Annotated in this window: 21 protein-coding genes; 9 read left to right on the forward strand and 12 right to left on the reverse strand. The window is 40.1% G+C overall.

All coding sequences use genetic code 11. From position 1 onward, the window contains the following. Positions 1–359: 359 nt before the first annotated feature. Positions 360–3,998, forward strand: coding sequence for a PAS domain-containing protein (locus HYU69_09360; GenBank protein ID MBI2270545.1), 3,639 nt, complete (start codon positions 360–362; stop codon positions 3,996–3,998). Between the two features lie 28 nt (positions 3,999–4,026). Here HYU69_09360 and HYU69_09365 read toward each other — a convergent pair whose 3' ends face one another. Next, positions 4,027–4,806, reverse strand: a complete 780-nt coding sequence (locus tag HYU69_09365) for a C40 family peptidase (protein MBI2270546.1) — start codon at positions 4,804–4,806, stop codon at positions 4,027–4,029. 114 nt (positions 4,807–4,920) lie between these two features. On the opposite strand from HYU69_09365, the gene HYU69_09370 reads away from it, so the two are divergent. From HYU69_09370 to HYU69_09385, 4 genes are all read left to right on the forward strand, one after another. Further along, positions 4,921–5,652 (forward strand): adenine nucleotide alpha hydrolase, encoded by a 732-nt coding sequence (locus HYU69_09370; protein ID MBI2270547.1) that lies wholly within the window; start codon positions 4,921–4,923, stop codon positions 5,650–5,652. Positions 5,653–5,872: 220 nt separating this feature from the next. Continuing rightward, entirely contained in the window at positions 5,873–6,106 is a 234-nt protein-coding gene (locus HYU69_09375; GenBank protein MBI2270548.1) for a hypothetical protein, read from the forward strand. 228 nt (positions 6,107–6,334) lie between these two features. Further along, positions 6,335–13,258, forward strand: coding sequence for a gliding motility-associated C-terminal domain-containing protein (locus tag HYU69_09380; GenBank protein MBI2270549.1), 6,924 nt, complete (start codon positions 6,335–6,337; stop codon positions 13,256–13,258). Between the two features lie 340 nt (positions 13,259–13,598). Beyond that, a complete protein-coding gene (locus HYU69_09385) occupies positions 13,599–15,101 on the forward strand; it encodes a YncE family protein (GenBank protein MBI2270550.1) in 1,503 nt (500 codons plus the stop codon). A 21-nt stretch (positions 15,102–15,122) separates the two neighbouring features. On the opposite strand, the gene HYU69_09390 is transcribed toward HYU69_09385, so the two are convergent. From HYU69_09390 to HYU69_09415, 6 genes are read right to left on the reverse strand one after another with little or no spacing between them, the layout of a single operon-like run. After that, positions 15,123–15,887, reverse strand: coding sequence for a shikimate dehydrogenase (locus tag HYU69_09390; protein ID MBI2270551.1), 765 nt, complete (start codon positions 15,885–15,887; stop codon positions 15,123–15,125). Then, complete coding sequence (locus tag HYU69_09395; GenBank protein MBI2270552.1) at positions 15,888–16,520, reverse strand: VTT domain-containing protein; 633 nt, start codon at positions 16,518–16,520, stop codon at positions 15,888–15,890. Between the two features lie 12 nt (positions 16,521–16,532). Next, complete coding sequence (locus tag HYU69_09400; GenBank protein ID MBI2270553.1) at positions 16,533–16,634, reverse strand: PhnA domain-containing protein; 102 nt, start codon at positions 16,632–16,634, stop codon at positions 16,533–16,535. A gap of 43 nt (positions 16,635–16,677) precedes the next feature. Further along, a complete protein-coding gene (locus HYU69_09405; GenBank protein ID MBI2270554.1) occupies positions 16,678–16,992 on the reverse strand; it encodes a rhodanese-like domain-containing protein in 315 nt (104 codons plus the stop codon). 2 nt (positions 16,993–16,994) lie between these two features. Further along, complete coding sequence (locus tag HYU69_09410; GenBank protein ID MBI2270555.1) at positions 16,995–17,771, reverse strand: phosphosulfolactate synthase; 777 nt, start codon at positions 17,769–17,771, stop codon at positions 16,995–16,997. Beyond that, positions 17,768–19,180 (reverse strand): tetratricopeptide repeat protein, encoded by a 1,413-nt coding sequence (locus tag HYU69_09415; GenBank protein MBI2270556.1) that lies wholly within the window; start codon positions 19,178–19,180, stop codon positions 17,768–17,770. Before HYU69_09415 ends, HYU69_09410 begins: the two co-directional genes overlap by 4 nt. Positions 19,181–19,349: 169 nt before the next feature. On the opposite strand from HYU69_09415, the gene glmM reads away from it, so the two are divergent. The 4 genes from glmM (at position 19,350) to HYU69_09435 (ending at position 23,180) form a co-directional block, all read left to right on the forward strand. After that, positions 19,350–20,765, forward strand: coding sequence for a phosphoglucosamine mutase (glmM, locus tag HYU69_09420; protein MBI2270557.1), 1,416 nt, complete (start codon positions 19,350–19,352; stop codon positions 20,763–20,765). A 6-nt stretch (positions 20,766–20,771) separates the two neighbouring features. Continuing rightward, a complete protein-coding gene (locus HYU69_09425; protein ID MBI2270558.1) occupies positions 20,772–21,911 on the forward strand; it encodes a cysteine desulfurase in 1,140 nt (379 codons plus the stop codon). 109 nt (positions 21,912–22,020) lie between these two features. Beyond that, the gene (locus HYU69_09430) at positions 22,021–22,203 is read left to right on the forward strand and encodes a hypothetical protein (GenBank protein ID MBI2270559.1); all 183 of its coding nucleotides are present in this window, start codon (positions 22,021–22,023) and stop codon (positions 22,201–22,203) included. Positions 22,204–22,418: 215 nt separating this feature from the next. Then, positions 22,419–23,180, forward strand: coding sequence for an MBL fold metallo-hydrolase (locus HYU69_09435; GenBank protein MBI2270560.1), 762 nt, complete (start codon positions 22,419–22,421; stop codon positions 23,178–23,180). Here HYU69_09435 and HYU69_09440 read toward each other — a convergent pair. The 5 genes from HYU69_09440 to HYU69_09460 form a co-directional block, all read right to left on the reverse strand. Further along, entirely contained in the window at positions 23,153–23,728 is a 576-nt protein-coding gene (locus HYU69_09440) for a hypothetical protein (GenBank protein ID MBI2270561.1), read from the reverse strand. The genes HYU69_09435 and HYU69_09440 overlap by 28 nt on opposite strands. A gap of 114 nt (positions 23,729–23,842) precedes the next feature. After that, positions 23,843–24,031, reverse strand: coding sequence for a hypothetical protein (locus tag HYU69_09445; protein ID MBI2270562.1), 189 nt, complete (start codon positions 24,029–24,031; stop codon positions 23,843–23,845). A gap of 57 nt (positions 24,032–24,088) precedes the next feature. Beyond that, positions 24,089–24,433, reverse strand: coding sequence for a heavy-metal-associated domain-containing protein (locus HYU69_09450; GenBank protein MBI2270563.1), 345 nt, complete (start codon positions 24,431–24,433; stop codon positions 24,089–24,091). 58 nt (positions 24,434–24,491) lie between these two features. Continuing rightward, the gene (locus HYU69_09455; GenBank protein MBI2270564.1) at positions 24,492–24,872 is read right to left on the reverse strand and encodes a hypothetical protein; all 381 of its coding nucleotides are present in this window, start codon (positions 24,870–24,872) and stop codon (positions 24,492–24,494) included. Between the two features lie 63 nt (positions 24,873–24,935). Then, on the reverse strand, positions 24,936–26,165 hold the full coding sequence (locus HYU69_09460; protein MBI2270565.1) for a 4-hydroxy-3-methylbut-2-enyl diphosphate reductase: 1,230 nt from the start codon (positions 26,163–26,165) through the stop codon (positions 24,936–24,938). Positions 26,166–26,168 lie beyond the last annotated feature (3 nt).

The following is a 26,168-nucleotide window of genomic DNA, read 5'->3' on the forward strand; positions in this document are numbered from 1 at the left end:
GTTATTTCACATGGTGCTTTGCAGTTTGATTTTAAGAATATGATGTGAGTATGCGGCGGCCTACAATCCATTTATATTATCCGTGGTAATAGTTTAATTACAAATAAGGCCGATAAGTTTCCCATTGGAAAACAATCCGACGAACATGAACTTTTGGTGGACCGAAAGTGAAGAAATTTAAATATAAAATATTTCAAGATATACTTTTAACAATAAGCTGGAAAGGGGATTTTGAACAGATTGGATATCCTGATAATAGGCGTAAGGGTCTAATACTCCGATATATTTGAAGTTATTACAGATTAAAATTCAGCTCCCATATCAAAATATTTTCGTAACTTTTCCGACTATTCCGGTTTATGAAAGTGCTTCGCACCAAATTACTTCTATCTCTTTTTCTTTCTACGATAGTTTCTATTGGTTTTTCGCAACTATATAATTTCCATACATATACAGTTGAAGACGGACTTTCACAATCACAGGTAAGAGCATTGTTTCAGTCTAAGTCAGGCAATTTATGGATCGGGACTTCCAGCGGCGGTATCACCAAATATAACGGTAAAAAGTATTTTAATTATACCAGCGTTAATGGATTGGCTGACAATGAGGTTACATCCATTGTAGGTGACAAATGGGGTAATGTATGGATAGGTACTGTGCAGGGCATGTCGAGATATAACGGCCAGGAGTTTAAGAATTTTTCGACTAAAAACGGCATGGTAAATAACCAGGTAAATGTGTTATGTACTGATACATTTGGTAATATCTGGGCCGGAACCGATGACGGACTTTGTATTTTAATTCCGACAGATAGCACTCACAGTTTTTATAAATTCTCAAATTATTTTTTGAAAGACGGGCTTCCTGATAGCAAGATCACGGCGCTTTTTGCTGATAGAAAAGGGAAAATGTGGATTGGTACAGAAAAAGGCCTGGCAAAAGCAGACAAGGCTCCAAACAGCCGGAATTACACTTTTACTACAATTACCGAAAAGGATGGGATTGCAAGTAATATAATAAACGATATTGCTCAGGACCAAAACGGATATATGTGGTTCGCTACTTCCAAAGGTGTCAGCAAACTTATTTCAAAGGCTAACGAAAAATATAAATTATTGAATTATTCACCGCAAAATGGACTATTGACTAATAAAATAAATTCAATTACTGCAGATACCAAGGGCAGTATATGGCTTTGCAGCGACGTTGGAGTAACAAGGATACTGTTTGAAAATAACACAAGTGATCTGCAGGTCATTAATTATACAGAAAAATCAGGATTAGTGGAAGGTGCCATTAACACCTCACTCGAAGACCGGGAGGGCAATATTTGGTTTGGTGCCGAAAATGGATTAACGCGTTACAGTGGAAGCCGGTTCGTTACCTATACAAAAGAACATGGATTGGTGAATAATGTCGTCTGGTCGATCGTTGGTGATAAAGATGGGAATTTATTGGTCGGGACGGAGGAAGGGCTTTCTCAACTTGAATTAACCGGAGATACCGGACATTTTATAAATTTTACCCGTAACTATAATCTTAATAAAGAAGCAACAACAGCCTTATTCCAGGATAGAGAAAATAATTTATGGATCGGAACAGAACATGTTATAAAGATGACTCCTCAAAAAACCGGAGGATACACTTTAACTGAATTCAGAAACAAAGAATTTTTTGAAGGGCCGGTGTATAGTATTCTTGAAGATAGTAAGGGGAATATCTGGTTTGCGACCTCTAACGGCCTGGTTAGCTACGATGGTGCAGATTTTAAGAAGTATACGCGTGGCGAAGGATTGCCGGATAATCGTGTTTTGAGTTTAATGGAGGACAGGAAAGGTACTCTGTGGGTTGGTACCGAAAAAGGCTTATGCAGTTTTGATGGAAAGGGTTTCACCAAATTTGGTTCCTTCACCGGGTTGAAACTTCAGGTCGCTTCAATGGTTGAAGATGAATCAGGAAACCTGTGGCTGGGATCCTTTTCCGGTGGGGGCCTTACCAGATTTGACGGACAGAACTATACAAATATAAGTGAAGCGGATGGTCTTATATCAAATACAGTCTACCTGCTTATTGTTGACAATTCCGGCGCACTGTGGGTTGGAACAAATAAGGGACTTGATCTTTTTGATATTAATTATTACAATAAATCAGATTCGATAAGGGTCCGGCATTTCAGTAAGAATGAGGGATTCACAGGGATTGAATGTAACAGGAATTCAGTCTACAAAGATTATAGTGGTAAGATATGGTTTGGTACCGTTAAAGGTGTTGTAATGTATAATCCAAAAGAAGATGCACACAACACAATACCTCCCATAACTCAGATCACCGGAGTAAAGCTTTTTAACAAAGAAGATGTTGATTGGTCAAAATACTCCGACAGTATAAATCCGGAAAATAATCTTCCGGAAAAACTCATTGTTCCATATGATCAAAATTTTTTCACATTTAATTTTCTGGGGGTAAGTCTTACAAATCCTGAAAATGTGAGGTACAGGTATAAGCTGGAAGGGTTTAGTGATGAATGGTCTGAACCTACTGCGGAAACTACAGTTCCATTCCCGAATTTACCACATGGACATTACAGTTTTTATGTTATGGCATGCAATAATGAAGGCGTTTGGAACAAAGAACCCGTAAAATTCAGTTTTATTGTTACACCTCCTTTTTGGAAGACAACCTGGTTTTATATTTCGTGTGTATTTATCAGCGCGCTCGGAATATGGGCATTTATCAGCTGGAGAACGAACCAACTTCAGAAGGCCAAGAAAATACTTGAGAATAAAATTATTGAACGCACCCGTGAATTACACGAAAAAAATATTGAACTCGAAAAACTTTCCATTGTAGCCCGCGAAACGGTTAACGCAATTGCCATCGCAACGCCTTCCGGTGAAATAGAATGGGTAAATGAAAGCTTTACACGTATGACGGGGTATACATTGCGCGACCTGAAAGATGACAAAGGCAGTTCGGTATACCAGGCAAGTCATAATCCCATACTTAAAAAGATCATACTCGATTGTGTATCATCTAAACAGTCAAAGATGTATGAGCTGCTCAATCAGACAAAAGAAGGGAAAGAGATATGGATACACACAACACTCACTCCGATATTTGATGAGAACGGACGTGTGAAAAAGCTGGTGTTCATAGATACTGATATTACAGAAAGCAAGCAGGCAGAAGAAATCATCCGTCAGAAGAACAAAGACATGATGGACAGCATAAACTACGCGAAGCTGATACAGGATGCTATTCTCCCCACAAAAGAAGAGATATTACGTGTTTTTCCTGAGTCATTTATCTTCTTCCGGCCAAGGGAAGTTGTCAGTGGTGATTTTTATTGGTTCAATATTGTGGGCGAAACCGTTTATATTGCTGCTGCAGACAGTACGGGACATGGTGTTCCGGGTGCATTCATGAGCCTGATCGGATCCACTTTGTTGAATGAGATCGTCAATCAAAAAGGCATTTTACAGACTGATAAGATATTGAATGCGCTCCACGATGAGATCCGCCTTGTTCTGAAGCAGGGAAAGGAAGGGGTTGAAACGCGCGATGGAATGGACATCGCCTTGTGTGCTATAAATATAAAAACAAACACCGTACATTTTTCAGGTGCTATGAGGCCGATGTATATAATCAATAAAAAAGAAGTTGATGATGGCATTATCGGTGATCATAAAATTCTTGAGATCGCTCCGGACAAACGATCTATTGGTGGGGATCAGCAGGGAAGGATAAGTGAATTTACCAGCCGCGAAATAAAATTAAAAAAAGGCGATGCCATTTACCTGTTCACTGACGGTTATGCCGATCAGTTTGGCGGCCCTAAAGGCAAAAAGATAACTAATGCACGTTTTAAAGAGGCGTTATTATCCTTGCAGGTATTGTCCATGAAAATGCAGGGTAAACTTCTTGAACAGGATCTGCAGAAATGGATGAGAGAACTCGAACAGGTTGATGATATACTTGTAATGGGTATTAAATTCTGACGTTCTTCTGTCAGGAGCATTCCATTAATTAAACAAACGATTTGATAATACGAAGCTGATGAGTGTATCCGTTTTTCTCTTCATTGAAAATCCCATAATGATCAAATTTATCCACCCGTACTTTTCCTGAAGCGTGAATTATTTGACTATTACCAAGCAATATTCCAACATGAATGATCTTACCGGCATCATTGTCAAAAAAAGCCAGATCACCGGGCCTGGCTTCATCAATAAAATCTATTGATTGTCCTCCTTCCACCTGCTGTGACGCGTCTCGTAGAATATTTATTCCGCTTAGTTTTAACACCATTTGAGTAAACCCTGAACAATCAATGCCAAAAGGGGAGCGCCCGCCCCAAAGATAAGGCGCGTTAAGATACAGGTACGCATTCTGGATTATTGTGGCACGTGTTTTTTTTGCAAGTCCGGCTTTTACTGTTTGGCCATCATATTCATAAAGTATATCCTCAATTTTTAATTCTGTGCCTTTTAATGAAGGCAGCTGACTTCCCAACACTATAGGAAGCGCATTGCCCGTTGAAGAAACCATTAAAGGGCGGACAAGATCAGACGCAAGTTGTATGGGTTCTTTTAGAATAGTGTTGTATGTCTTTTGAGTTATGGATTGATATTGTTTTTTGTCGATCCATGAAATGTAACTATCAAAACTGTTATTTATTTTGACCCATTTTTTTTGTTCTTCAATAATTTCAAAGGTTTCACCAAACAAAAGCTGTGTAACCATCTCGCTGCGGTCGGATGGCGATTTGCGGCAGGGTACTATGCTTAAATTACATATTCCGTACATTATCTGTAATGTTGAGTTAAAGATAGTGATTTGATTTTTTTCAAAAATAAAATCACTACATTTCTTTCATCAAACGGCTGTTGCCCAAAAAGCAATACCATTTTAAAATACTGTATGAAGAAGGAAGTCAGGAAAACCGCAATGTTCTGGAGTGGGGGAAAGGATTCGGCCTTTTGCCTGTATAAGTTACTGTCAGATGATTCCATAGAAGTTTGTTCTTTAATAACAACCATCAATGCCGATTTCAAAAGAATATCAATGCATGGTATCAGGGAAGCAATGCTTGATCGGCAAGTTGAATTACTCGACTTACCTCACGTACATCTGATGAAAATGTATGTAATTTCCAATACAAACATGGAGTATGAGGAACAACTTAAAAGAATATTGATTACGCTGAAAAAGGAACAAAATATCACACATGTTGTTTTTGGAGATATTTTTTTGGAAGACCTGAGGCTATACCGGGAAAAGCAGCTTGCACCAATAGGTTTAAAAGCATTATTTCCCTTGTGGGGAATCAATAGCCTTCTCCTTGCCAGAGATTTTATTAGGCAAGGATTTAGATCGGTCACATGCTGTGTTAACGATGGGTTACTTGACGAAAGTTATTGCGGGGTTGAATTTGACGAAGTGTTTTTAAGTCGCTTACCTGTAAGTACAGATCCTTGCGGTGAAAATGGTGAGTTTCATACATTTTGCTATGATGGCCCCCTTTTCAAATATCCTGTGAAGTTTAAACTTGGCGAGAGAATATATAAGCCATTGGAAATTAATTTCGATCAGCATCCGGAGAATAAAATCCAAACAAAGGGTTTTTGGTATATTAATATAATGCCAGTATAAAAGAATATTGTGCAGTTGATTAATAGCATATTTCTATAGCTAATAAAGTGTAGTTTTCCTACCTTTAAAAGCAATGAATACGGTCGCAAGGGTTTATAAAAGTAGAGGAGTCATGGTCTTTGCGGTTTTTTGCATTGTTTTGCTGTTTGCTCAGTGTAAAAAAAGTGAGGATGACCCTTTTGCAAATGTAGATTGCTCAAAAATAAGTTCAGCTTACTCTATGAACATACGTCCCGTATTAATCTCTGCGGCATGCAGCATGCAAGGTTGTCACAATGCAAACTCTCAGTATGGTGACCTAACAAATTATGCCGGCGTTAAAGCCAAGGTCAATAATGGTTCAATGTATTTACGTGTTGTTAAGCAGGGTAATATGCCTCCCTCCGGCGCCCTGTCAATTGACGACAGAAAAAAGATCAAATGTTGGATAGATTCCGGTGCTCCCAATAATTAACTCATTTCCATTATTTCCCAAAGTGGGTAACTGAATCTGCCAATACAGCATATGTACTCGTTCCTCTTAATTGCTTGTTAATAAGTTGTTTGAATCTTCTTCTTCTGTTTTACTATTTTTGTCTTGTTAGGGTGAAAACGTTTTTTTGGAGATTGTTGACTATTGGTAAGAAAAGTACATCGATGTATTTGCCAGGCAGAAGCAGCGACAAATATCCATAATATATAAATGAGTTTTAAGCAGCTTCTTTTTTTTATTCTTGTTGCAACTTCATTATTGGGTTTCGCCAATAGTGAGATTCCTTCGACTCCAAAAATAGTTTTTGAAGAGAACAAAAATCAATGGCCTGAACAGGTCGTTTTTCAGGCGGATGTCCCTTCCGGAAAAATTTTTCTCGAAAAAAATACGTTTACCTATCTGCTTACAGAAAATGTGGACTTCCATGATTTCAAGCGGAATATGGAAGATACTGTTACAGTTCACTACCATTCATACAAAGTAAATTTCAGGAACAGTGATCCGAATGTATCTGTCAAAGGAAGCGATCTGTTCTCTTTTCACAGAAATTACTATATAGGTAATGATCCTCAAAAGTGGGCAGAGAAGGTGAAGTTGTATGGCCGGGTTCATTATTCAAACTTATATCCCAAAATTGATATGCATGTTTATAATTCAGATCAGAATCTGAAATATGATTTTATTGTCAACCCTGGCGGGGATCCCGCAAACATCAGCATGAATTATGAGGGTCAGGATAAGTTGTATGTCGAATATGGACACCTGTATATTCAAACCAGTTTAGGCGTTGTGATGGAGCAAAAGCCATATGTGTACCAGGAAATAAACGGAGTAAAAATTGAGATACCTTGCTCCTATAAAAAAACAGGCAATTCAATTGGTTTTTCCATTAACGGAGAATACGACAGGAGATTCGCTTTAATAATAGATCCTTTACTTATTGCTTCTACTTATACAGGTTCAACCGGCGACAATTGGGGCTTTACTGCAACCTATGATTTTGGCGGAAATATCTACACAGGAGGAATTGTTGCGGCAACAGGATATCCGACAACTGTCGGGGCCTTCAGCACTGTTTTCGGCGGTGGTGTAGCGCCTTATCCCTTCGATATTTCATTAACCAAGTTTAATCCGACCGGTTCCGCTATTTTGTATTCTACCTATTACGGTGGCAGCAGTAATGAACAGCCCCATAGTCTTTTTGTGAACAGCAATAACGAGTTGTATGTTGCAGGGAGGAGTAAATCCGCGAATTTTCCGGTCACAGCAGGCGCTTTTGATACCTCATATAATGGTGGATTTGATATTATTGTAGGCAAATTCGGAACCAGCGGAAATCTGCTTGGTTCAACATTTATCGGCGGAACCGGAGATGATGGCGTTAACATTAATATCGGCTGGTCAACTTATAGCTCTCTGAAGTTTAATTATACTGATGATGGCAGGAGTGAGATCTTGCTTGATAACAATGGTGAAGTTTATGTTGCGGGCTCTACACGTTCAACAAATTTTCCCGTGTCGGCAGGGGCATTTGATACTTCGCTTGGGGGGACCCAGGATGGCTGTGTATTTAAGATGAACAGCTCACTTACCGCATTGAACTGGAGTACTTACCTTGGTGGTACAGGTGACGATGCAGCGTACGGGATAAAAGTGGATGCCGCTGATAATGCTTACGTTACAGGTGGAACAGCAAGCGCTGATTTTCCTGTAACTGCGGGGGTGTTGTACACCTCATTCCAGGGAGGACTTGCGGATGCATACATCACAGCTATCAGCAATACCGGAACCACTATACTTTATTCAACATATCTGGGAACAACCGCTTATGATCAGTCTTACCTGATTGAAATAGACGGGAACGATGATGTATATGTTTACGGTCAAACCAAAGGAACATATCCTGTTACAGCAGGGGTATATTCCAACCCAAACAGCGGACAGTTTATTCATAAGCTCAACAAGCAGCTCAACTTAACCGTTTTTTCGACAGTTGTTGGTACCGGAACACCCACTCCGGAACTATCGCCAACGGCCTTTCTGGTTGATAGTTGTCAAAGTATTTATCTTTCAGGGTGGGGTAGATGTTCAGGTTTCGGACATCCGTTTCCTAAGGGTACAAACGGATTGCCTGTGACAGCAAATGCGTATCAAAAAACAACTGACAATTGTGATTTCTATTTTATGGTACTCCGTCCGAATGCCCAGGCTTTGCAATATGCTACTTTTTTTGGCGAGAGCGGCGGACGTACCGATCATGTCGATGGAGGAACAAGTCGTTTTGACCAAAGAGGATTTATTTATGAATCTGTTTGCGCGAGTTGCGGAAAAACGCAGGGATTTCCTACAACAGCAACGGCGTGGTCTAAAACTAACAAAAGCAACAATTGTAACAATGCCGTCATTAAGATGGATGTGCAGGTTAAACCTCTTGCTGTTGCCGGTGTCGGACCATCGCTGGGATGTACTCCGTTTACTACTTCTTTTAATAATGGCGGCAGCCTTGGCTCCGATTTTATATGGGATTTTGGCGATGGAACACCCAAGGTATATACTCCATCACCATCACATACCTATACTATACCGGGCACCTACACAGCATCACTTTTTGTAACTGATTCTACAGGAAGTTGTGGCGTTGTTGATACTGCTTTTATTACTATAGTGGTAAAACCTCTTCCAACCCTGGCTTCAGTTCAAACAAATGTTTCCTGCTTTGGCGGGAGTGATGGCACTGCAACAGTCACTCCCTCTGCAGCAAGTGCACCTTATGGTTATTTGTGGTCTGATCCGGGCGGACAAACATCTGCAACAGCTTCAGGTTTACCTATTGGTTCCTATACTATAACCGTTACCGATAACTTCGGTTGCTCTTCATTATCGACAGTGACGATTTCAGAGCCGGCTGTGTTGCAAACAAGTACATCCGTCAATACAAATGTATCATGTGCAGGAGGTGCTAATGGTAGTGCCTCAGCTACACCAATCGGCGGTACACCGCCATATAACTATCTGTGGTCCGCCGGCGGACAGACCTCGGCAATTGCAACAAATTTGTCACAGGGTTTATACACTGTTACTGTCACTGATGCAAAAAACTGTTCCATACAATCCACTGTTTCCATAACAGAGCCGCCCGCACTTACTACTACAGCTGTGGTTGGAGCCAATGTGTTGTGTAATGGAGGTAACAATGGAAGCACAACTGTATCTGCGGCCGGAGGAGTATCTCCATATTCATATTTATGGAATTCTTCAGCTTCCGGACAAACTTCTGCGAATGCTACCGGCTTATCTGCGGGCACATATATAGTGACAGTTACTGATCTTAATAGTTGTACAATAACACAAACAAGTACAATAACTGAACCATCGGTTCTTGCTTCTTCCATTTCACGGACAGATGTAAGTTGCAACGGTGGATCGGATGGTTCTGCGACAATTACAGCTTCCGGAGGAATTGTTCCTTATACATATTCGTGGAGCAATGGTACTGTAAATACATTGAATATCAATCTGTCAATCGGGACATATACCTGTACGGTCACCGATAATAATAGTTGTATAACAACTGCAACAATTACAATAAGCGAACCTGTTGTGCTTTCCGGCACGACGTCGGGAACAAATGTAAGTTGCAACGGGGGGGATGATGGTACAGCAACCGTTTCCGGGGTTGATGGAACTTCACCATATACTTATCTATGGAATAATTCCCAAAGCAGTTCAATTGCAACAGGTCTTGCTGTGGGAATATACACCGTAACTATTACAGATAACAACGGATGTGTTGCAACCACTGCCCAAAACATTTCCGAACCGCTACTTTTAACGGGGACTACCTCTTTTACACAGTCAACCTGCGATTCGGCGAATGGTGTCGCATCTGTCAATGCAATCGGAGGAAGTGCACCATATACCTATTTGTGGAATACAGTTCCGGCAGGACAGGTGTCATTAATAGCGACAGGGTTATCAGCAGGGACATATACGGTAACAATCACGGATATGAAAGGGTGTACATATAGCGTATCGGCAATTGTTCCAAATGCAGGTCCTCCTACAGCTACACTGATCTCCCAGGTAAATGAATTGTGTGTTAATGGAAATAATGGGGCATCAACGGTATCCGTAACCGGGGGAACAATTCCATACACCTATCTTTGGTCTGATCAGGCCGGGCAAACAACTGTTACGGCAACTGCTCTTTTAGCCGGAACATATACAGTTACGGCGACCGATGCCAATGGCTGTGTCTCGCAAACCACAGTAACAATAACCGAACCGCTTGCTCTTTCCCTCAATGGAGTTATAGTAAATAATGTTAGTTGCAACGGCGGAAATAATGGCTCGGCAAATATACTTGCATCAGGTGGTACCCCTTCGTATTTATATAGTTGGTCGGATGCAAACGGGCAAACATCTCAAACTGCCGGAAATTTAAGCGCGGGTGTTTATACCTGCACTGTAACGGATAATAATGGCTGCACATCCACGAACAATGTTACCATTACTGAACCGGTTGTATTATCTTTAAATGGTGCTTCATTTCCGGCTTCTTGTTTTGGAGGCAGCAATGGTCAGGCTTTTGTACTTCATTCCGGTGGAACGGGTTCGTATACATATAGCTGGCTGCCGGGTAACGGAACCTCCATAAGTCATAATAATATTTCAGCGGGTATATATACAGTTAATGTAACAGACCAAAATAATTGTATTTCAACAACTACGGTGACAGTTACTCAGCCGCCAAAAATTTTGCCGGGGATTACCTCTACACAAGCTACCTGTAACGTTGCGAATGGAACAGCATCTGTTTCAACAACCGGCGGTACAATTCCATATACTTATCTATGGAATAACTCCCAAACCAATGCTTCAATTGCTAATCTTTCCGCCGCAGTTTATTCAGTAACTGTTACTGACGCGAATGGCTGTACGGAATCAACAAGTGTAATCGTTACTAATGCGGGTTCTCCTTCAACTATATTGTCATCTCAATCAGATGTTTCCTGCAAAGGCGGGAACAATGGAAATGCGCTAATAAGTGTAACGGGAGGAACTTCTCCTTATACTTATTTATGGTCTGATCCGCTTTCACAAACAAATTTAGCGGCAACAAACCTGTCAGCAGGAATGTATAATGTTACTGTAACTGATATGAATGGTTGTATTTCCATTACTAATGTTACAATAATTGAACCAACAGCTATCTCATTAGCAACATCAGTGATTGGTAATGTAAAATGTACAGGAGGCAATGATGCATCCGCAATGTTAATTGCATCCGGAGGAATTCCTTCATATAACTATTCCTGGTCTGATCCGGGTGGACAAACCAGCCAGAACGTAACCGGTTTAAGTATGGGTACTTATACCTGTACAGTAACCGATAATAATGGTTGCAGTTCTTTGGGCACGGTATCAATTACAGAACCGCTTGTATTGTCCTCTGTAAGTTCACCAGGCTCCACTTCATGTTTCGGAGGAAATGATGGACAAGTATCGGCAACTCCTGCCGGTGGAACAGGTACTTATACTTATACATGGCAACCCGGCAATGGAACTAATTCGGGCTTTAGTGGACTTTCCGCCGGAATATATACTGTTACAATAACCGATCAGAATAGCTGTACAACAACCACAGCAGCAACCGTTACCGAACCAACAGACCTTTTGGCTTCAACGTCATTTACGCAATCTACCTGTGCCAAACCGAATGGAACTGCTACCGCAATTGCAAGCGGCGCGGCTTCTCCATACAGCTATTTATGGGATAACGGGCAAACTGGTCAGACTGCAACAGCACTCCTTGCCGGGACATATACTGTGACAATTACAGATGATAAAGGATGTTCGAAAAGTGCTACTGCAGTTGTTATTAATGCAAATATGCTGGCGGCTATAACAAGTAATACAGATGTATCATGTTTTGGAGGGAATAACGGGACCGCGAGTGTAAGTGTTTCCGGTGGAGCTGTACCATATACATATCTTTGGAACGATAATTCTGCAGCCAATCAGATCAATAATTTATCGGCCGGAACTTACACTGTGACAATTACAGACGGGAATAATTGCACTCTGAGTAGTGTTGTAAATATTACCCAGCCTTTAAAAATACAGGTAAGCCTCTCAAGTACGGGTGATGTGATCTGTAGAAATGAAATAGCAACGATCAGCTCAGGTGTCCTTGGCGGAACTCCGTTGTATACCTATCAATGGAATAATCTGAAAACAAATTCAATTATTTCGGTTTCGCCTGTTCAAACCACAGCCTACATGGTGTTGGTTACAGATGCAAATGGCTGCACAGAAAAATCAACCATAGTCATTACTGTCAATCAATTGCCTGGTGTGGCATTTAGCACAATTGATACCGCCGGTTGCGGAAGTTTGTGTGTGAATTTTGTGAATACCAGCTCAAATGATTCTTTATATAACTGGACTTTTGGTGATGGAGATACGAGTTCACTTAAAACCCCGTCTCACTGTTACAATACTCCCGGCAGTTATGGGGTAACTTTAAAAGTGACAAGCACAAAGGGATGTTCTTCTATACTTACACGAAGCAATTACATCCGGGTTTATGAAGTACCTGTCGCCTCATTTACCGCAAAACCAACCATCACCACAATCTTAGCTCCAACCATATATTATACCGACCAATCTACCGGGGCAATATCATGGCTTTGGAACTTTGGTGATATAGCAAACGCATCGAGTAAGCAGAAAGATCCTTCGTATACATACGCCGACACCGGCTCATTCTGTACAACTTTAATGGTTACCAATCAATTTGGCTGCACGGATACGGCTTCTTCCTGTGTTGAAATTAAACCGGCATATAGTTTTTATGTGCCCAATGCCTTTACACCTGACAAAGATGGCATAAATGAACTCTGGACCCCAAAAGGGTATAATATAGACGAAACAACCTACAAGCTAATGGTATTTGACCGATGGGGTAACCTGATATGGCAAACCCGTACCTGGGGAGAAGCATGGGATGGGAAAGCAAATAACGGAGATGAAGTTGCTCAGATCGATGTATATGTATGGAAAGTGATATTCAAAGATAAAGTGGAAAAAAACGATCATCAGTTTATTGGTAATGTTACACTATTGAAGTGACCTGTTCAGCATATTTATACTCCTGCAATGTATAACGCTACTTCATTGAGTTTGCGGTGCAACGAAATTAGAACCGGTTATACCAGTAGCGTTGGCAGTTTACTTTCCGCAAACTCATGCAGCCATGGTATAATTCCGATCTCTGGAAGCATATTTCTCCTTTACTTCCAATATCCTCACCTGTTTTGATATGATCGTATGATTTACGAGTTTTGTTATACCGTCCGCTATTATAAATAAATAGTCTGTGGTATAATGCCGATCGAGAGGGAAAAATGTTCAAATTCAGACTAAAATATATCGAGTATCGGCATTAGTGGTTATATTCAAAACAGGAAAGATGAAGGCGTATAGAATAGTTGGCTCGTTGGTTCTTTATAGTTTAACTGTTATTGGTTTTAGTCTTTTTTTTATAACCTGCAAAACAGATAGGGGAACACCCGATTTTGGAAATTATCCCACAGCCGTTGGGAAACTATTGATCACTAAATGTGCCATACCGGGTTGCCATACTAATATAAGCAAAGACGGGGCCGCAGGACTTTCGCTTGAAACATGGAATATTTTATTTTTGGGCGACAAAACCGGGTCCCCTGTAATTCCCTACAGGCCTGATTTTAGCCCACTTTGTTTTTTTGTGAATACTTTCCCTGACCTCGGAATAGCGTTGAAGCCAACCATGCCTTATAATAAAGCTCCGTTAAGCCGTGAAGAAGTGATTATGTTACAAAATTGGGTCAAACTTGGTGCTCCCGACAAAAATGGTTTTGTTAAATTTTCTGATAACTCATTAAGGAAAAAAATTTTCGTAACTAATCAGGGCTGTGATGTTGTTACTGTTTTTGATCAGGAAACGTGTTTGCCTATGCGCTATGTTGATGTCGGGAAAAGCCCGGGAATTGAATCCCCTCACATGATCCGGGTGTCGCCGGATGGAAAGTACTGGTATGTGGTCTTTACAGGTGGCGGTTATATTCAGCGTTACCTCACCAGTAATGAAAGTTTTGCCGGCGAAGTAAGTATAGGTTCCGGAAACTGGAACACTATAACCATTTCATCCGATTCTAAGAAAGCATTTATAGTCGACTGGAGCTCAAACGGAAAGGTCGCTTATTTGGACTTAGACGCGATGAGTTTGATACAAACATGGGCAGGAGCAATGTTATACGAATATCCTCACGGCGGGGCCATAAATAAAACCAACGACACATTATATTTAACAGGCCAAACCGGAAACTATATTTACAAAGTTCCTGTCAGCGATCCTGCATCACCTATTCAGATAAGTCTTCAGCAGTCTCCTTTTGAAACATATGTACCACCCGTTACGACCTCCTTATTGGATATACATGAGATCATTTTTTCTCCGGATTATTCAAAATACTTTGTGACTTGTCAGAAGACAAATGAGGTTCGTGTGGTAAAAACCTCCAACGACAGCCTGTTAAGTGTAATTTCTGTGGGTTTATATCCGCAGGAGTTAAGCATTTCAAAAAATACAAAATACTTATTTGTTAGCTGCCCCGAGGATACTGTATCTTTTCCAGGTTCAAGAGGTTCCGTCGCTGTTATCGACTATACAACTAATACATTGGTTAAAAAAATATTTACAGGTTTCCAGCCTCATGGTTTGGTTGTGGACGATGTTAAACATCTCATGTATGTAGCCAACCGGAATGTTACCAACAGTGGACCTGCACCCCATCATTCAGGCATTTGCGGCGGACGTAATGGTTATTTAACCGTAATTGATATGGTCACCATGCAGCTCGTAAAAAATAATGACGGAAGTGACAAACGAATTGAGTTATCGGTCGATCCATATTCCGCCGCTATCCGATAGTACAGGACCCAGAATTCGGAACTACGAACAGAAGATATCCCATGCCTTATCGGCCTGCAGGTGCAACATGTTTAATCCATTCATAGTAACACATCCCGCCTGTTTACCCTTTTTTATAAAAGCGGTTTCTTCGGGATTATAAACAAGATCGTACAGGAAGTGCCTTGAGCTAAGATATTCATAAGGTATAGGCGGCAGATCATTCACATTCGGGTACATACCAAGAGGTGTTGTATTTACAATAAGTGTAAATGATCCTATACTGTTTTTATTCAGTTCAGCGTAAGTGAATTGTTTTGCATCAGAAACCTTTTTGATGCGGCTTACTTTATACGTATCAAGTCCGATATGCCTTAAGCAATACTCAACCGCTTTTGATGCACCGCCAGTTCCAAGTATAAGCGCACGTTCGTGGTGACTTTCTAAAAAAGGTTTTATACTTTGTGAGAAGCCATAAGCGTCAGTGTTAAATCCTTTAAGAAAAATTTCCCTCGTTCCTCGTCTCTCGTCTCTCGTCACTTTAACACAGTTAACTGCACCGACAGCTTTAGCTGTTTCATCCAATTCAGTTAAAAAAGGAATAATCTGTTCTTTGTACGGAATAGTAACATTTAAACCAAGCAGATCGGGGTTGCTGTTGATCAGGGATTCAAATTCATTGATGCTTTTCAGTGGAAATAGTTTGTAAACAGCGTCTGTTATTTTTTCGCGCGCGAATTTTTCAGTAAAATATTTTTGTGAAAAAGAGTGGGAGAGAGGGTAACCTATTAGGCCGAAGGTTCGCATTTATTTTTTTGTTGAACGGGCTTTTATCACCTCAAATACGATGGGCAAAACTGAAATTAAAATAATGGCAATGGCCACCTTTTCAATATTGTTCCTTATAATTTCAAAATGCCCCAGGAAATAACCGGCAAAGGTCAGGCTGCCTATCCATAACGCCCCGCCAAGCAGATCGAACAATAAAAAAGTGCGGTATTTCATTTCAGCTATACCCGCTACAAAAGGGGCAAACGTGCGTACAATGGGGACAAAGCGCGCCATGATGATTGTTTTTATCCCATACTTTTCGTAAAAAGAGTGTGTCTTATCCAGGTATTCCTGTTTTACTAAAATTTTTCCCCGGAGTTTTAGTTTCAGCACATTAAGTCCTATGTTTCTTCCAATAAAATAATTGGTATTATCACCAACAACAGCGGCAATAAAAAGCAACAGCACTAAAAACGCGATATTCATATAACCCATGCGGGCAAACAGGCCCGCAGTAAACAATAATGAATCACCGGGCAAAAATGGCATGATCACTAAACCTGTTTCGGTAAAAATTACGAGAAACAATATAAAATAAACCATCGTTCCATAATTCTGGAACAACCATTCAAAATCAAGGTGCAGTATGTGTTTGAATAATTCAATCATAATTTATCACAATCAGGCTTTTTTCAAAAAACATGTTTTAAGCACGATCTCCGATCTGTCAACGCGGCCTTCAATTTCTTCATCATTGGAAGTGAGTCGGATGTTTTTTACGATCTTTCTGTTTAAGTTTGGTTATAATGTCTTAAGTATTTCGATTCTAATATTTCATCAATGAATCATCCACATCGTCGGAATAGGCCAGTATTCCGCCTGTAAGATTATACAGGTTGGTAAACCCTTCATTTATGAGGGCATTAATGATCGCTCCCGAACGGTTACCGCTGCGGCAATAGATAACCACTTTTTTGTTTTTATCTATTTTATCAAGACTGTCCATCACATCTCCCATAGGGATGTTTTCTCCGCCAATAGTCGCGATCTCAACTTCATGAGGTTCCCTTACATCGATCAATTGAAAATCGGTCTTTCTGTCAATGAGTTCTTTCAGTTCGAGTGGTGTGATCTCCTGCATACTTATGCTTTTTGTAAATTTTTTGGTAAAAAAGTAAAGAAGGTATCGCCTCGAAGTCCTAAACGCAAGGTTTCCAGGGGAATTATATCCTCGTAACCAATATTACCCAGGTTAACATTCGGGCCAAGCAACTTTATGAACCATACCTGTTGAGATTTTTGCGGAGCTTCCCACAGGATATCGTCTTTATTTACATTATTTAAAATATTATTAATGAGCAATGTGTGTGCATGACCTGTAGGCCGGTAAATACCTACAGTTCCGCTTTCACGGGCTTCGGCAATTACTTTAAATGAGCCAGCTTTTAATTCGGCATTCATCATGGATGCCCATTTGGCCGGGCGGATAACAAATCCTTCTTCCTTGGAACCAACCTCCGAAAGAACAGTAAAATTTTTCGATAGTTTGTTAATGTATTCACATTTTTGATCGTGTGGCATCGTGATCGACCCATCTGATACTTCAACGGTGTCCAATTTAAATTTATCCAGCAGCTTAATGTAATTATTGAACATATCACGAATGATAAAGGCCTCAAATAATGTTCCGCCCAGGTAAACTTTAATATTAGCTTCTTTATAAAGCTTTATCTTTTGTTCAAGTTGCTTTGTGATAAAGGATGTTCCGAAACCCAACTTTACAAAATCTGTAAAGTTGCCGTTCACATCAATAAAGTCTTCCACCTGTCGCAGGCTAAGACCTTTATCCATCATCATGTTAAGTCCGGTTTTCCGCGGCTTGTTGGTACGTTCGGGTATGTGGGTTAGTACAAAATTCATTTTTTAAAGGATTCGATTAGGTCAATAACTGTACTGTTCTCTTTTAGTTGTGGCAGGTATTCGAAAAGTTCGCTGTGTTTATCGTAATCCAATTCCAGCGCTTTATGGAGGAATGTGAGTGCTTCCTGTTTTTGTCCGACACTGAAAAGGCATGCTGAAATACGGTAAAGCAGATCAGCGTTATCGGGATGATGTTTAACTCCTTCAGCAAGTATTTCGAGTGCCCCGGTTTTATTTTGCTCAGCATCCAGCAGGTTAGCATAATCCAGCCATATCTCTTTATTCTCGGGTTCAAGTTCGGTTACTTTATTATACGCCTGTTCTGCCTCTTCAATAAAACCGAGTTTGGCTTGCACATCACCGTATACATACCAAAAGACCGGATTTTCCGGCTGAAGGTCGAGAGCCTTTTTAATGTAATGAATTCCTTCCGAAGTGCGGCTCTGGTAATCAAGTACAATACCAATACCCAGCCACGCATCGGCGAGTTGAGTATCTATCTTAACGGCTTTATTATAAAATACAAGTGCCTGATCGTAATTTTCTTTCTTTTCGTAACACTCCGCGATATAATAATAGGCCAGCGCGTCGTGGTGCTCGTAGTTAAATGTTTCCTTATACGTTTCAATAGCTTCATCGTAACGTTCAAGGTTAGCTAATGCATTCGCTTTATTAAAGTAGGCTGATGCGAATTTATCATCGATTGCAATCGCGTAATCATAAGCCAGTATAGCTTTCTCAAATAGTTTAAGCCGGTTATAAGCCACACCTAGGTTAAACCAACCGGTTTTTGAATACGGATGTTTATCAAGAAAGTCGGTGTAATAAGTTACAGCGTCGTCCAGTTTCCCGGTGATCTCATAACAAAAGGCCAGTTCATATAAGGCCGCCTCATTATCAGGATTGGCTTGGACAGCCTTCTTCAGGTAATAAATAGCATCGTCGGTTTTCCCGGTATTCTCAAATTCAAATGCGATATTCAGGTAAACCTCGTCAGGTACTTCGGTAAACTCAAGTGCTTTTTTATAATTCTCGATGGCCTGGTCCGTCAGCCCCATCTGGCTGTAAACGCCCCCTTTGGTCATAAACAGTTCATCGCTCGATGGCTCAAGGCGTTCGGCTTTACTCAATACTTCAAGCGCTTTATGTGTTTGATTGGTAGCCGATAAAAGCTGGGCCTGGCGCAGCATAAAAAAAGTGGCGAATGGATATTGGCTCAATGCAAAGTCAATGGCCTCAAAAGCTTGTTTAGGACTGTTTATGTCAATATAATATTCAACGACCTCCTCCAATTCATGTGCATCGAAAAAAAGACGCTCATCATTTTTGAGCATATTCTCAAAACGGGTAACCAGGGCTTTTATTTCCTGGTCGTCATTTTCTTCAAAATCGTCTTTAGAATCGGCCATTTATAGAATTCTGCTTTTACCGCAAATGTAGCGAAATTACATCTATTTAATGTTCTAAAATTATTCACAAAAAAAGCTTAACAATTTACTATTTCCCTCGTCTCTTTCACTTTCCCTTGTCCCTTCTTCATAAAAAAATTATCTTTGTTCACTTCAAATACAAACTCATTTGGCACTCATCAGATCAATTTCAGGAATCCGCGGAACAATTGGCGGGGCAGTAGGACAAGGGTTAACCCCTGTTGATGTTGTAAAATATGCCGCTGCTTTTGGAACCTGGGTTAAAAAACATTCGAAAAACCAGCGTGTACATATTGTCGTTGGGCGCGATGCCCGTATTTCAGGCGATATGGTGAATAATCTTGTGTTAGGTACCTTGCAGGGCTTGGGCATTGACGCTATTGATATTGGTGTTTCAACGACTCCAACTGTTGAGATAGCTGTTCCTGAAGAGAATGCCGATGGAGGTATTATAATTACTGCCAGTCATAATCCTAAGCAATGGAACGCGCTTAAATTGTTGAATGAAAAGGGGGAGTTTATTTCCGAAAAAGACGGAGCTGAAGTACTTAAAACTGCTGAAGAAGAAGCCTTCTCGTTCGTTGAGGTAAATGTATTGGGACAGATTAAAAAGAACGATACCTATTTTCAGAAACACATTTCGAAAATTCTGGCTTTACCATTGATAGATGTTGAAGCTATAAAAGCACGTAAATTTAAAATTGCAATTGATTGTGTCAATTCATCAGGCGGCATTGTGCTTCCATTGTTATTGAATGCGTTGGGTGTAGAGGATATTGTGAAATTGTACTGCGAGCCAAACGGAGATTTTCAACACAATCCCGAGCCGCTTCCTGAGAATTTACGTGAACTTTCAAAAACTGTTATTAAGAGCAAGGCCCATCTTGGCATTGTGGTTGATCCGGATGTTGACAGGTTGGCAATTGTTTGTGAGGATGGAGAAATGTTCGGAGAAGAATACACACTTGTAGCAGTATCCGATTATGTATTAAAGAACAGTAAAAAAGCCGGGAACACCGTTTCCAATATGTCATCCACGCGTGCCTTACGTGATGTAACTGAAAAAGCAGGTGCAACCTATACCGCATCTGCGGTAGGAGAGGTGAATGTGGTTAAATTAATGAAAGAAACCAAAGCAATTATTGGCGGAGAAGGCAATGGCGGTGTCATTTACCCTGAATTACATTATGGCCGCGATGCTTTAGTTGGGATCGCTTTATTCCTGAGCCACCTGGCAAAATATGGAAAGAGTTGCTCAATGCTTCGCTCAACCTATCCCGATTATCATATCTCAAAAAATAAAATTGAGTTATTGCCGGAGTTGAACGTAGATAATATATTACAGGGTATACAGGAAAAGTATAAAAAACATCCGATCAATACGGTTGATGGCGTGAAGATCGAATTCAACAGCAAAGAATGGGTGCACCTGCGCAGGTCAAACACGGAACCTATTATACGTATATACTCTGAAAGTGAATCGGAAACTACCGCAGATAACCTTGCAAAGAAGATAATGCTGGATATACGGGAGATCATTAAGGCCCAACAGATCAGAAATTAATTTGAAATGAAGGTTTATTTAGATAACGCCGCAACAACCCCGCTTGACAAGGAAGTGCTTGATGCCATGATACCGGTAATGAAGGATCAGTTTGGTAATCCCTCGTCCATTCATAATTTTGGGCGACAAACACGGGCACTTATTGAGAACGCGCGTAAATCAGTTTCAAAATTTTTAAATGTTTCTCCTGCTGAAATATTTTTCACATCAGGCGGTACTGAAGCCGATAATCAGGCTATCTCCTGTACTATCATCGATCTGGAAATAAAACATGCCATCACTTCCAGAATTGAGCATCACGCCGTATTACACACGCTGGAAGCATTGGAAAAACAAGGCAAAATTAAGTTAAGCTATGTGGATCTTTCTGATAAAGGTCATATTGATCTGAAGCATCTGGAAGAATTATTAAAAGGAAACGAACGTAGTTTTGTTTCGTTGATGCATGCCAATAACGAGATCGGTAATTTATTGCCAATGAAAGATGTCGGCGAATTATGCGAAAAATATAACGCTGTTTTTCATTCGGACACCGTTCAGACAATGGGCCATTACGCGATGGATATGCAGGCGGTTAATGTACATTTTGTAACCGGTGCGGCGCATAAGTTTCATGGTCCCAAAGGGGTTGGTTTTTTATACATCAGCAATAAGGTAAAGATCAGTCCATTTATACATGGCGGCTCACAGGAACGCAACATGCGCGGCGGAACAGAGAATGTGTATGGTATTGTAGGGATGGTAAAGGCAATGGAGATCGCTTACCGCGACCTGAAAGAGCACCAGCAGTATATACAAGGGTTAAAAACCTATATGATCGAACAGCTTGAAAAGAATATTCCGGCTATTGAATTTAACGGTGATGCAAAAGGCAGCAGCTTGTATACGGTTCTGAATGTATTACTTCCTTCAAATAAAAATGCCGAAATGATGCTTTTTAATCTTGACATACAAGGTATCGCGGCATCAGGTGGTAGCGCCTGCACTTCGGGCAGCAACCAGGGGTCCCATGTATTACGCAACATTGGAAGCGATCAAACCCGTCCTTCTGTGCGTTTTTCATTCAGCAAATTGAACACAAAAGAAGAAATTGACTACTGTGTAAGTAAACTGAAGGAAATGTACGCCCTTAAAGTGGCCGGCTGATTGTATTCCTGACCAAAATCATATTTGATAATATGTTCAGAATGACCTAAGTCATTTTTGTTTTATTGCACCTGAATTAGTTTTGAAACAGAAACCAAAACTAACTCCCATGAAAAATAAGATCATTGCTTACGCGATCCTGGCTGCTGTTTTCCTGTTCCCTTTCCGTTATGCATTTTTGGAGGCTCACAAAACAGATATGATCTGGATATTTAATTTTTTAATGGTTGTAGCAGGAATGCTGCTCTTTTTTATTCTTACTATTTCCGATCCCGAAAAGGAGAAGTCATAGCAATACATTCCATAATGATGGGGCTGTTGGGAATAATATCCTATGAAATAGCCATATACCTTCGACATACCAACCGAAAATGAATATGGCAGGGCAAACTGCCAGTGGCAGTTTGAGCCGGTAGGTGTGAAAGCCATCTGACAAACAGCAACTTGTAAAATTATATACAGATAAATCATTGTTTAAAAGAAATTTGAAGAGTATTTTTATACTCTATGCAAGTTACTTTTTTAGGTACAGGTACTTCACAAGGCGTGCCGGTCGTCGCTTGTCCTTGTATTGTTTGCCGGTCAAAAGATCCTAAGGATAATCGTTTACGCAGTTCTATCCTGGTCGAAGATGGCGGTAAGGTGTACGTTATTGATACCGGCCCTGATTTTCGTTACCAGATGTTAAGAGCAGGTGTAAAATCATTGGATGCGGTAATTTTTACTCATGAGCATAAGGATCACATAGCAGGCTTCGATGATATTCGCGCGTTTAATTATGTGCTGAAAAAGAAGATCGATGTATACGCTACAGAGAGGGTGCAGCAGGCTATGAAGCGTGAATTTGCCTATATTTTTGACGGAACAGATTATCCCGGTATTCCCCAGATCAATTTATTCACAATCGATAATAAACCATTTGTAATTAACATTACACGTTTTATTCCGATCGAGGTTAAACATTTTAAGTTGCCCGTGCTCGGATTCCGGATCGGTGATTTTACATATATAACCGACGCGAATTTTATTTCAGAGGAAGTGAAAGAAAAGATAAAAGGTTCGAAAGTACTGGTGCTGAATGCACTCCGCCGGGAACATCATGTTTCTCACTATACATTGGAACAAGCCATTGAATTGGCAAAGGAGCTAAAACCGGAAAAGGCTTACTTTACACACATCAGCCATCAATTGGGTCTCCATTCGGAAGTTGAAAAAGAATTACCTCCGGGTATTTTTCTCGCCTACGATGGTTTGCGTTTGGAATTATGATCTTCTGAACTTATTGAATAGACATCCTGGTATTCACTATTGTCAGTATCACAGGGGGTATCCAGGAAATTATTCTCATTGAAGTCCGATACAAATTCGCCCTTTTCATCAAGCTGAAAATAAAAACGAATATTCTCAATTCCATTAATGCTCAGCGGAGTGTCGGTACGATAAACATCAACAGGGCGGTCTGTAATAATATAGCTGTATTGGTACCTGGTCAATTTATATAACAGTAGCGATTCAATGTTAAAATAAAGTGTATCATACCCATTTTTCTTCAGCCAAACATTATAATTATCCTTCCATTTTTTCAATTTTATCTTAAGCATCGTTTCATACGATTCATCCAATACCAGGGGTGAAGTCCGTTTCAGGTGGTTGAGTCTGCGTTTACAGCTATCCGGTTCATAGTCGCCACTATTAATGAATTCGCTGACATCCACCGGCATAGGCATCATATTGTTCATCTCGTATTTCTGCTGTTTGCAGCTATTGATAAACATATAACCAAGCAGGATACAAGCTGTAATGGAAAGGCGCTTCATTAAAGTATGATTTTTATTATTGAGTAAAAATAGTCAAAAACCATATGCATATAGCAATAAAAAGGGAGGCCCCGAATATTCAGAGCCTCCCTTGATTTAAATTAACAGTTTAATTTATTTACTGCATTCTCCGCAACCTGCAGATCCGCAATTGCTGCAATCATTGCAGTCGGAACATTCACAGGTTTGGCAATCACATGTACTGCAGCAGCAGCTGTCAGTTGATCTTGCATTCAATGCGTAAATAGTGGCGGTAGCCATCATTAAGACAGCAGTACCGAATATTATCATTTTCTTTTTCATTTTTTTTAGTTTTAAAACCTGCCTTTATATTTGTTTTGGTGGAGCAGGTAAGGTTAATTATTCTTTTCTTTTATACTGGCAACACTCATGCAGGTTAGCATAAGCGCTATCATCACCCTTCATTTTCTCTGTATCATAACCTGCATTGGCTATCTGCTTATGGATATCAGCAAGGGTTACCGCAAGTGTATCGTATTTCACCCGGATCATTTTGGTGTCTTTGTTCCAATTGGCTTCAATTACACCATCCGTTTTTAACGAACCTTCTATGGTCTCCTTGCACATGCCGCAGTTTCCCCAAACCTTAAATTCAGTGGTTTTGGCACTCGACGGCGCGCAGGATGAAAGATAAGCAAGCGATAGACTCAATGCTATATATATAGCAACTTTTAAATTTTTCATTTCTTTGAATTTACAGGTTAAAATTAATTTGAAGGATGATGGAAAAACAAGTGGTACATCAAACCAGTAGAACACGAATGAATAAGTGAAGTTCTTTTTTGAGATATTTTGGAGGTGAATGCGTGGCTTGAGTAATAACTTCAGCAACGTCAGCATGTTCTGAATTGTCCAAAACATTGCTTAGCAGAAAGTTTGCAGAAACGATGGGTTTAACTTTTACGTCAGCCGAATATTGATGAGAATCTTTTACCTTAACATAAGCTTGCTTATCCTTGCAGCAACCGCTTTTGTTTTCGCCACCACAGCCACAATTCGGGTCGCTTTTGTAATTAATGGTTATTGAAGATATTTTTCCCGCGCAGTAATGGATATTTAATGCAATACCCGTTGATAACATCAGGTATAGAAACATTAAACATATAGTTATTGAGCGTTTCATTCAGTCAAAGATAAGTAATAATAAGATCATTTAAAAGTTATCAAAAAACATACCAAATAATGGTTAATTACCATTTACAACACTATTTAACACCTCATTAACACTTTTCGCAGTCGGGAAATACGATAATATTTTCTGTAACACACCATCAACAATTGCATCGGGACAGGATGCGCCGCTGGTTAAAATAATCTCGATGGGTTCTTTTGCCGGCAAAAATTTTTCAGTCGACAAGTGTTCTTGTTTATGGTAGTTAAAATGTCGTATCGTATTTTTTGATTCAATTTCACTTGCCGATGAAATAAAATAAGTGGGTAATTTTGCTTCACATAATTCAACCAGGTGTGATGTGTTGGAACTATTGTATCCTCCCACAACAATTGCCAGGTCTGCTTTTTCACGCAATAAACCATAAGTGGAATCCTGGTTTTCATTTGTAGCGTAACACAATGTGTCGCGGGTATCGGCAAAATGGTCTTTAATATTGGGTTCACCATATTTTTTTACCATCACCTGCTTTATATATTCGGCAATTTCTTGTGTTTCACTGGCAAGCATGGTAGTTTGATTGATTACGCCAACGCGCTGCAGGTATTTTGCCGGGTCAAAGCCCTGTGAACAGCGATCTTTAAATAATAATTGAAATTCTTCGGGTCCGATTTCACCCAATATAAATGCGCCTAATTTTTTCGCTTCATGAATATCTTTCACTACAATGGCAGGGGCATTGATCTCACTTCTCGAAAAAGTGGCCCTGGTTTCCTCATGATTATGTTTGCCATGAATAACTATGGAATAATTACCTTCTCCAAGCTTTTCAGCCCTGTTCCATACCTTTTCAACAAAGGGGCAGGTGGTATCGTATTTATGAACTTCTATACCAATCGCTTTAATTTTTTCCTGTATTTGTAAAGTAGTTCCAAAAGCCGGAATAATAACAATATCATTTGAATTAACCTCGCTCCAGCCAATAAGTTGTTTTCCAGAAATATCCATAATAAAACGAACGCCCCGATCAGTAAGATCTTTATTAACTTCCGGATTATGTATCATCTGACTTAAAAGAAAAATTCGCTTTCCGGGATTTTCCTCTACAGCCTTAAAAGATATTTCAATGGCATTCTCAACACCATAGCAAAAGCCAAAATGCCGGGCAATTAAAAAACGTACAGGGCCGAAATCCAATAGAGTAGGAGTGAAATCCTTTTTACGCGGGTCGGTTATGCGCCTTACATTCTTTATCTTCGATATGATCGGACTTCTGTAAAACTCCGGTATCTGGAATTGTTTCATTCA

Source organism: Bacteroidota bacterium (genome assembly GCA_016183775.1).
Taxonomy (GTDB): Bacteria; Bacteroidota; Bacteroidia; order JABDFU01; family JABDFU01; genus JABDFU01.

What these genes read in the sequence shown, in the direction of transcription:
- HYU69_09360 (MBI2270545.1), top strand. Translation starts at nt 360, where the DNA reads ATGAAAGTGCTTCGCACCAAATTACTTCTATCTCTTTTTCTTTCTACG.
- HYU69_09365 (MBI2270546.1), bottom strand. Translation starts at nt 4,806, where the DNA reads ATGTACGGAATATGTAATTTAAGCATAGTACCCTGCCGCAAATCGCCA.
- HYU69_09370 (MBI2270547.1), top strand. Translation starts at nt 4,921, where the DNA reads ATGAAGAAGGAAGTCAGGAAAACCGCAATGTTCTGGAGTGGGGGAAAG.
- HYU69_09375 (MBI2270548.1), top strand. Translation starts at nt 5,873, where the DNA reads ATGAACATACGTCCCGTATTAATCTCTGCGGCATGCAGCATGCAAGGT.
- HYU69_09380 (MBI2270549.1), top strand. Translation starts at nt 6,335, where the DNA reads ATGAGTTTTAAGCAGCTTCTTTTTTTTATTCTTGTTGCAACTTCATTA.
- HYU69_09385 (MBI2270550.1), top strand. Translation starts at nt 13,599, where the DNA reads ATGAAGGCGTATAGAATAGTTGGCTCGTTGGTTCTTTATAGTTTAACT.
- HYU69_09390 (MBI2270551.1), bottom strand. Translation starts at nt 15,887, where the DNA reads ATGCGAACCTTCGGCCTAATAGGTTACCCTCTCTCCCACTCTTTTTCA.
- HYU69_09395 (MBI2270552.1), bottom strand. Translation starts at nt 16,520, where the DNA reads ATGATTGAATTATTCAAACACATACTGCACCTTGATTTTGAATGGTTG.
- HYU69_09405 (MBI2270554.1), bottom strand. Translation starts at nt 16,992, where the DNA reads ATGCAGGAGATCACACCACTCGAACTGAAAGAACTCATTGACAGAAAG.
- HYU69_09410 (MBI2270555.1), bottom strand. Translation starts at nt 17,771, where the DNA reads ATGAATTTTGTACTAACCCACATACCCGAACGTACCAACAAGCCGCGG.
- HYU69_09415 (MBI2270556.1), bottom strand. Translation starts at nt 19,180, where the DNA reads ATGGCCGATTCTAAAGACGATTTTGAAGAAAATGACGACCAGGAAATA.
- HYU69_09425 (MBI2270558.1), top strand. Translation starts at nt 20,772, where the DNA reads ATGAAGGTTTATTTAGATAACGCCGCAACAACCCCGCTTGACAAGGAA.
- HYU69_09430 (MBI2270559.1), top strand. Translation starts at nt 22,021, where the DNA reads ATGAAAAATAAGATCATTGCTTACGCGATCCTGGCTGCTGTTTTCCTG.
- HYU69_09435 (MBI2270560.1), top strand. Translation starts at nt 22,419, where the DNA reads ATGCAAGTTACTTTTTTAGGTACAGGTACTTCACAAGGCGTGCCGGTC.
- HYU69_09440 (MBI2270561.1), bottom strand. Translation starts at nt 23,728, where the DNA reads ATGAAGCGCCTTTCCATTACAGCTTGTATCCTGCTTGGTTATATGTTT.
- HYU69_09445 (MBI2270562.1), bottom strand. Translation starts at nt 24,031, where the DNA reads ATGAAAAAGAAAATGATAATATTCGGTACTGCTGTCTTAATGATGGCT.
- HYU69_09450 (MBI2270563.1), bottom strand. Translation starts at nt 24,433, where the DNA reads ATGAAAAATTTAAAAGTTGCTATATATATAGCATTGAGTCTATCGCTT.
- HYU69_09455 (MBI2270564.1), bottom strand. Translation starts at nt 24,872, where the DNA reads ATGAAACGCTCAATAACTATATGTTTAATGTTTCTATACCTGATGTTA.
- HYU69_09460 (MBI2270565.1), bottom strand. Translation starts at nt 26,165, where the DNA reads ATGAAACAATTCCAGATACCGGAGTTTTACAGAAGTCCGATCATATCG.